The sequence below is a fragment of the Streptomyces sp. LS1784 genome, assembly GCF_020103755.1.
GTDB lineage: Bacteria > Actinomycetota > Actinomycetes > Streptomycetales > Streptomycetaceae > Kitasatospora.
The window spans coordinates 1-6,820 of the sequence record NZ_JAHSQD010000448.1 but is presented as its reverse complement, the minus strand read 5'-3'; the positions used below and the strand labels follow the sequence as shown (position 1 = coordinate 6,820).

Genomic DNA, 6,820 nt, shown 5'->3' with positions numbered 1-6,820 from the left:
CGCCCTTCCGAGCACCCCGTCGGCCGCGCCCGCCACCGACTGACCCCGCCACCGGTCGGCCCGGCCGTACCGGCCCCGCCGGCCGGGGAGAACGACGACGGGCCCCTCGCGGACGTGGTGTCCGGGAGGGGCCCGTCGGGGTGCCGGGGTACGTCAGGCGCCGGCGGCGGCCAGGGCGGCCTCGGAGTCGAGGACGCCGGCCACGGCCTGGAGGACGGCGGCGATCTTCATCGAGGCCTGGACGACCTCGCGCTCGACGCCGGCCTTGCGCAGGACGGCCTCGTGCGAGTCGAGGCACTGCCCGCAGCCGTTGATGGCCGAGACCGCGAAGCACCAGAGCTCGAAGTCGACCTTCTCGACGCCCGGGGTGCCGATGATGTTCATCCGCAGACCGGCCCGCATCGTGCTGTACTCCTTGTCGGAGAGCAGGTGCAGCGTCCGGTAGTAGACGTTGTTCATCCCCATGATCGCGGCCGCGCCCTTGGCGGCGGTGTACGCCTCCGGGGAGAGGTTGGCCTTGGCCTCGGGCTCCAGCTCGCGCAGCAGACCGGGGCTGCGGGTGGCCATCGCGCAGGACAGCACCGTGCCCCAGAGCTGCTGGGCGGGGAGGTCGGAGTTGCCGATGACCGAGCCCAGGTTGAGCTTGAGGTCCTTGGCGTAGTCCGGGAGGGCGGCCTTCAGGTCGTCGAGAGCCATGGGTCAGCCCGCCAGCAGGGCCTGGGCGTCGAGGGTGTCCTCGCCCTTGTTCCAGTTGCACGGGCACAGCTCGTCGGTCTGCAGGGCGTCCAGCACCCGCAGGACCTCCTTGGGGTTACGGCCGACGGAGCCGGCGGTCACCATGACGAACTGGATCTCGTTGTTCGGGTCGACGATGAAGACGGCGCGCTGGGCGGTGCCGTCCTCGTTCTCGACGCCGCAGTCGCGCATCAGGTCGTGCTTGATGTCGGCCAGCATCGGGAAGGGCAGGTCGCGCAGGTCCTTGTGGTCCTTGCGCCAGGCGTGGTGCACGAACTCGGAGTCGCCGGAGACACCGAGGATCTGGGCGTCACGGTCGGCGAACTCGTCGTTCAGCTTGCCGAACGCGGCGATCTCGGTCGGGCAGACGAAGGTGAAGTCCATCGGCCAGAAGAAGACGACCTTCCACTTGCCCTCGTAGGACTTGTGGTTGATGTCGGCGAAGGCGCTCGCGGCATCCAGGTCGACACAGGCCTTGAGGTCGAACTCGGGGAACTTGTCACCGATCGTGAGCACGTTCGCTTCTCCTGAAATAGATGAGGGGAGTTTGTCCGGATTCCGGACAACACCCACCATTCCACATCGTGGACTGATCAGGGAAATAGCTAGACTGGATATGTCTGATCGGAGATTGCTATCAGTACCGAAACTCCCACGTCGCGGCCGGGCCCCCGCAAGGGCGCCGGCGCCAAGACCGATCCGACTGTGGCGAGCACCACAGTCCGCAGCCCGCGCACCCCGACCGTCGCCCAGCTGCGGGCCTTCGTCGCGGTGGCCGAGCACCGGCACTTCCGGGAGGCCGCCGCCGCCACCGGGACCAGTCAGCCCGCACTGTCCGGGGCGGTCGCGGCGCTGGAGGAGTCGCTGGGCGCGCAGTTGGTCGAGCGTACGACGCGCAAGGTGATCGTCACCCCGCTGGGGGAGCGCGTGCACCAGCACGCCCGTCGGGTGCTCGCCTCGCTGCAGGCCCTCACCGAGGAGGTCGAGGCCGCCCGCCGCCCGTTCACCGGGCCGCTGCACCTGGGCGTCATCCCGACCGTCGCGCCCTACCTGCTGCCCACCGTGCTGCGGCTGGTCCGCGACCGCTTCCCGGACCTGGAGCTGCACGTCCACGAGGAGCGCACCCCGTCGCTGCTGGAGGGCCTGGCCGCCGGGCGGCTGGACGTCCTGCTGCTCGCGCTGCCGGCCGGCGGGGCCTCGCCGACCAGGGACATCCCGCTGTTCGACGAGGACTTCGTCCTGCTCACCCCGCCCGGCCACCCGCTCGCCGGGCGGATCGACGTGCCGCGCGACGTGCTGCTCGACCTGGAAGTCCTGCTGCTGGAGGAGGGTCACTGCCTGCGCGACCAGGCGTTGGACATCTGCCGCGAGGTCGGCGCGGCCCCGGTGGGCTCGACCACCCGCGCAGCCGGCCTGTCCACCCTGGTCCAGCTGGTCGCCGGGGGCCTCGGGGTGACCCTGCTGCCCGCCACCGCGCTGGACGTCGAGGCCGGGCGCACCGATCGGCTGGCCGCCGTCCGCTTCGCCGCCCCGGCGCCCGGCCGCCGGATCGGGCTGGCCGTCCGGCCGGGCTCGGCCCGCAGCGCCGAGTACGAGCGCTTCGCGGCCGCGCTGCGCGAGGTGCTGGTCGAGCTGCCGGTGCGGATCGCCTCCTAGGGCCCTAGCGGAGTTCCGCTGCCGGGGTGCCCAGACAGAGCCCGACCGTCGTCGCGACCAGGAGCTCCAGCGCCTCCAGGGTGTCCTGGTCGGGGCGTTCGCCGGGTCGGTGCAGGGTGAGGTGGCGGGCCGTCAGGCCGTCGAAGCCGCTGAGGAAGTGGACGGCGATCCGGCGGGCGGGCAGCGCCAGGGGCAGGCCGTGGGCGGCCGCGAGGGCGCTGAGCATCTCGGTGGCGGTGCCCTCGATGTCGTGCTGGAGCCCGAGCATGATCTCCTGCATGTCCGGGTCGCGCATGGCCAGCGCCCCGAACTCGCTCAGCAGCACGCAGCGCCCGTGCTCGCCGGTGGCGGCCTCCCAGAGCGCGTGCACCAGGGTGCGGACCTGTTCGCCGAACGCGCCGTCGCCGGGGGAGGCGGCGCGCACCTCGCCGACGAAGTCGGACTTCAGCTGCTGGACGACCGCCCGGTAGAGGTCCTTCTTGGTGCCGAAGGTGTAGTGCACCGTCGCCTGTGCCACGCCCAGCTCGGCCGCGATCGCGCGGGTGCTGCCGGCCGCGATTCCCTCCCTGGTCATCAGGTCGATCGCGGCCTGGACCAGTTGCGGTCGGCGTTCGGAGGCGGGGACGTGAGCCATCCAGCCAGGGTAGCGCCACGAGCGGGCAACTGTGTCGCATGATCTTGTCGGTCAACTTTGTCACCCGACAAAGTTCGGTCTACGGTGGGACGCGACCTGCCCTGACCGACCCGAGGGACCGCCGATGGCCACGTACCTGTACCGACTGGGCCGATACTGCTTCCGGCGACGACGGGCCGTCGTCGCCGTCTGGATCGCCCTGCTCATCGCCATCGGCGGGGCCGCGGGCGCCTTCGCCGGCAAGACCACCGATGAGTTCAAGGTCCCGGGCACCGAGGCGCAGGCCACCCTGGACCGGATCAAGGACACCTTCCCGGCGCAGGGCCACGGCTCCGCGCAGGTCGTCTTCTCCGCCGGTGCGCCCGGCGGCATCGGGACGCCCGAGGCGGGCCGGGCGGTCGGCGAGGCCGTCGCCCGGATCGCCCAGGTGCCGGGCGTGGCCGCGGTGCCGGACCCGTACGCCACCGGCGCGCTCTCGCCGGACGGGAAGGTCGCGCTCGCGCTGGTCTCGTTCGACCACAAGCTCGCCGACGTCACCGACCAGCAGCGCGACGCCGTGAAGGCCGCCGCCGAGCCGGCCCGCGCGGCCGGGCTGGACGTGGCCTTCGGCGGCGACGCGTACAACACGATGGCCCGGATCGAGGGCGGCAGCGAGGCGATCGGCCTGGTGGTGGCCGGGCTGGTGCTGGTGGTGACCCTCGGCACGCTGGTCGCCGCCGGGCTGCCGCTGCTGACCGCGCTGGTCGGCGTCGGCGTGACGATGGCCGGCCTGCTGGCGCTCACCGGCTCCTTCGAGATCATCACCACCGCGCCGGTGCTGGCCCTGATGGTCGGCCTCGCCGTCGGCATCGACTACGCGCTGTTCATCCTCTTCCGGCACCGCCGCCACCTGGACGAGGGCCTGGAGCCGGAGGAGGCCGCAGCCCGCGCCACCGCGACCGCCGGCAGCGCCGTCGTCTTCGCCGGCCTGACCGTGGTCGTCGCGCTCGCCGGACTCGCCGTCGCGGGCGTCCCCTTCCTCACCGTGATGGGTCTGGCCGCCTCCGGGGCCGTGGTGGTGGCCGTCCTGGTCGCGATCACGCTGCTGCCCGCCGTGCTGGGATTCACCGGCCGGGCCATCGACCGGCTGCCGATCTGGAAGCGGGCCCTGACCGCCAACGGCCGCACCACCCTGGGCGAGCGCTGGGGCCGCTTCGTGGTCCGCCGCCCGCTGCCCGTCCTGCTGGTCGCACTGGCCGGGCTGGGCACCCTGGCGGTGCCCGCCGCGAGCCTGGACCTCGGTCTGCCGAGCGCCGGTTCGCAGGCCGCCGGGACGGACGCGCGCAAGGCGTACGACCTGGTCGGCGAGAGCTTCGGGCCGGGCTTCAACGCGCCGCTGGTGGTCGTGGTGGACGCCCACGGGGCTCCGCAGCCCGAGCAGGCGGTGCAGGGCGTGGCCGCGAAGCTCCGGACCCTCGACGGCGTCGGCACGCTGCTGCCGCCGGCCGTCGACCAGGCGAGCCGCACCGCGCTGGTGACCGTCATCCCGCGGACCGGCCCGGACCACGAGGACACCAAGGCGCTGGTCAACGAGATCCGCGGCCAGAAGGCGGAGCTGAAGTCGGCGACCGGCGCGGACATCGCCGTCACCGGCACCACGGCCGCCAACATCGACGTCTCCACCAAGCTCGGCCAGGCACTGCCGCCGTTCCTCGCGGTGATCGCCGGGATCGCGGTGGTGCTGCTGGCGCTGGCGTTCCGCTCGGTGCTCGTCCCGCTCAAGGCGGTGGCCGGGTTCCTGCTCAGCATCACCGCCTCGCTCGGCGCGGTGGTCGCGGTCTACCAGTGGGGCTGGCTGGACGGGCTGGTCGACGTGCCCAAGGTCGGGCCGGTGGTGAGCTTCGTGCCGATCCTGCTGATCGGCGTGCTGTTCGGGCTGGCGATGGACTACGAGCTGTTCCTGGTCTCCGGGATGAAGGAGCAGCACGTCCACGGCGCGGCCCCGCGCGAGGCCGTGGTGGCCGGGGTGCGGAACGGGGCCCGGGTGGTCACCGCGGCCGCGCTGATCATGGTGGCGGTGTTCGGCTCGTTCGTCTTCGGCCACGACCCGATCGTCCAGCCGATCGGCTTCGCCCTCGCGGTGGGCGTGCTGGTGGACGCCTTCGTGGTGCGGATGGCGCTGGTGCCGGCCACGATGGCGCTGTTCGGCAAGGCCGCCTGGTGGTTCCCGAAGCGGCTGGAGAAGGTCGTGCCGCGGGTGGACATGGAGGGCGAGCAGCTGATCGCCCGGCTGGCGGAGCAGCCGGCCAAGGAGCCGGCCAAGGAGCCGACCCGGGTCTGACGGCCCGTACGAGGCGCCCGGCGGGAACCCTCCCGCCGGGCGCCGTCACGTCTGTACGGGCAGCCGCTGCTCGAACCAGACCACCTTGCCGGTGCCCAGCCTGGTCGCGCCCCAGCGGTCCGCGCACCGGGCGACTATCTGCAGCCCGCGCCCGCGTTCGTCCTCCGGCCCGGTGCGGCGCGGGCGCGGCAGCAGCGGGCTGTCGTCGCCGACCTCGCAGCGCAGCCGGGTGGTGCGCACCAGGCTCAGGGTGACCGGCCGGGTCGCGTGCTGGACGGCGTTGGTCACCAGCTCGCTGACCATCAGCTCGGTCCCCTCGCTGAGCTCGTCCAGCCCCCAGCGGCGCAGCGTGTGCGCGGCCAGCCGACGGGCCCGGCCCGGCGTCTCGTTGCGCGGCTGGAGGTACCAGTGCGCGACGTCCCCGGCCGGGATGCCGTCGAAGCAGGCGCCGAGCAGCGCGATGTCGTCGCCGCGGTCGCCGGGCGGCAGGATCCGCAGCGCCTCCTGGCACAGCTGCTCGGGGGACTGCCAGCGGGCGGCGGCGATCCGGGCGCGCAGCACCTCCAGGCCGTCGCTGATCGGGCGGGTGCGGGTCTCCACCAGGCCGTCGGTGAACAACAGCAGCGCCGAGCCGGGCGGTGCGGGCAGCTCGACGGAGTTGAAGTCCACCCCGCCGACGCCGATCGGCGCCCCGGAGTCCAGCTCGACCAGCTCGGCGGTCCCGTCCGGGCGGACCAGCACCGGCGGGACGTGCCCGGCGTTGGCCATCACCACCCGGTTGGCGATCGGGTCGTACACCGCGTAGACGCAGGTGGCCAGGTGCTGTTCACGGCCGAGCCGCTGGGCCTGTTCGTCCAGGTGGTAGAGCACCTCGTGCGGCGGCAGGTCGAGGGCGGCCAGGGTCTGGGCGCTGGTGCGCAGCTGGCCCATGATGGCGGCCGAGGTGAGCGAGTGGCCCATCACGTCGCCCACGATCAGGGCGACCCGGTTGCCGGGCAGCGGGACGGCGTCGTACCAGTCCCCGCCGACCTGCGCGCCGCGCTCACCCGGCAGGTAGCGCTGGGCGATCCGGACGCCGTGCGACTGCGGCAGGCGCAGCGGCAGCATGCTGCGCTGGAGCTCGTTGGCGATCTCCCACTCGCGGGCGTAGCGCAGCGCGGTGTCCACGGCCAGCCCGGCCTGGGTGGCGAGGTGCGCCGCGGTCGCGGTGTCCGCGGCGTCGAAGACCGGGCGGCCGGTGCGTTCGGGAGGGCGGCGGATCAGTATCAGCAGCCCGAGCACGGCCTTGCGGCCGCGCAGCGGCAGGGCGAGGACGGAGGTGCCGGCGGCCAGCCGGGCCACCCCGCGGGAGCCGTACAGCTCGCGCAGCAGGGTCTCGGCGCGCTCGGCGGAGGGCGTGCCGAGGACGGCCGGCTCGGCGGGGCGGCGGCTCAGCAGGGCGTGGGCGAGGGCCCCGCCGCGGGTCACCAGATCGG

At 73.4% G+C, this 6,820-nt stretch carries 6 protein-coding genes; 2 read left to right on the top strand and 4 right to left on the bottom strand.

The window, feature by feature from the left end; translation table 11 throughout:
• Positions 1 to 153: 153 nt before the first annotated feature.
• Both KS423_RS34195 and KS423_RS34190 read right to left on the bottom strand, forming a co-directional pair.
• On the bottom strand, positions 154 to 696 hold the full coding sequence (locus KS423_RS34195) for an alkyl hydroperoxide reductase (protein WP_224283643.1): 543 nt from the start codon (positions 694 to 696) through the stop codon (positions 154 to 156).
• 3 nt (positions 697 to 699) lie between these two features.
• Complete coding sequence (locus KS423_RS34190; RefSeq protein ID WP_224283642.1) at positions 700 to 1,251, bottom strand: peroxiredoxin; 552 nt, start codon at positions 1,249 to 1,251, stop codon at positions 700 to 702.
• A gap of 189 nt (positions 1,252 to 1,440) precedes the next feature.
• Here KS423_RS34190 and KS423_RS34185 point away from each other — a divergent pair, with 189 nt between their 5' ends.
• On the top strand, positions 1,441 to 2,391 hold the full coding sequence (locus KS423_RS34185; RefSeq protein WP_224283641.1) for a LysR substrate-binding domain-containing protein: 951 nt from the start codon (positions 1,441 to 1,443) through the stop codon (positions 2,389 to 2,391).
• Between the two features lie 4 nt (positions 2,392 to 2,395).
• On the opposite strand, the gene KS423_RS34180 is transcribed toward KS423_RS34185, so the two are convergent.
• Positions 2,396 to 3,025: a TetR/AcrR family transcriptional regulator gene (locus KS423_RS34180; protein WP_224283640.1), complete on the bottom strand. Its 630-nt coding sequence runs from the start codon at positions 3,023 to 3,025 to the stop codon at positions 2,396 to 2,398.
• A 124-nt stretch (positions 3,026 to 3,149) separates the two neighbouring features.
• Between KS423_RS34180 and KS423_RS34175 the strand changes: the two genes are divergently transcribed.
• Positions 3,150 to 5,345: an MMPL family transporter gene (locus KS423_RS34175; protein ID WP_224283639.1), complete on the top strand. Its 2,196-nt coding sequence runs from the start codon at positions 3,150 to 3,152 to the stop codon at positions 5,343 to 5,345.
• A 45-nt stretch (positions 5,346 to 5,390) separates the two neighbouring features.
• On the opposite strand, the gene KS423_RS34170 is transcribed toward KS423_RS34175, so the two are convergent.
• Positions 5,391 to 6,820 (bottom strand): ATP-binding SpoIIE family protein phosphatase (locus KS423_RS34170; protein ID WP_224283638.1); only part of this gene is annotated, 1,430 nt, incomplete at its 5' end.

Excerpts from the sequence above, each read along its gene's own strand:
- KS423_RS34180 (WP_224283640.1), bottom strand. The coding sequence starts at position 3,025 with ATGGCTCACGTCCCCGCCTCCGAACGCCGACCGCAACTGGTCCAGGCC.
- KS423_RS34195 (WP_224283643.1), bottom strand. The coding sequence starts at position 696 with ATGGCTCTCGACGACCTGAAGGCCGCCCTCCCGGACTACGCCAAGGAC.
- KS423_RS34175 (WP_224283639.1), top strand. The coding sequence starts at position 3,150 with ATGGCCACGTACCTGTACCGACTGGGCCGATACTGCTTCCGGCGACGA.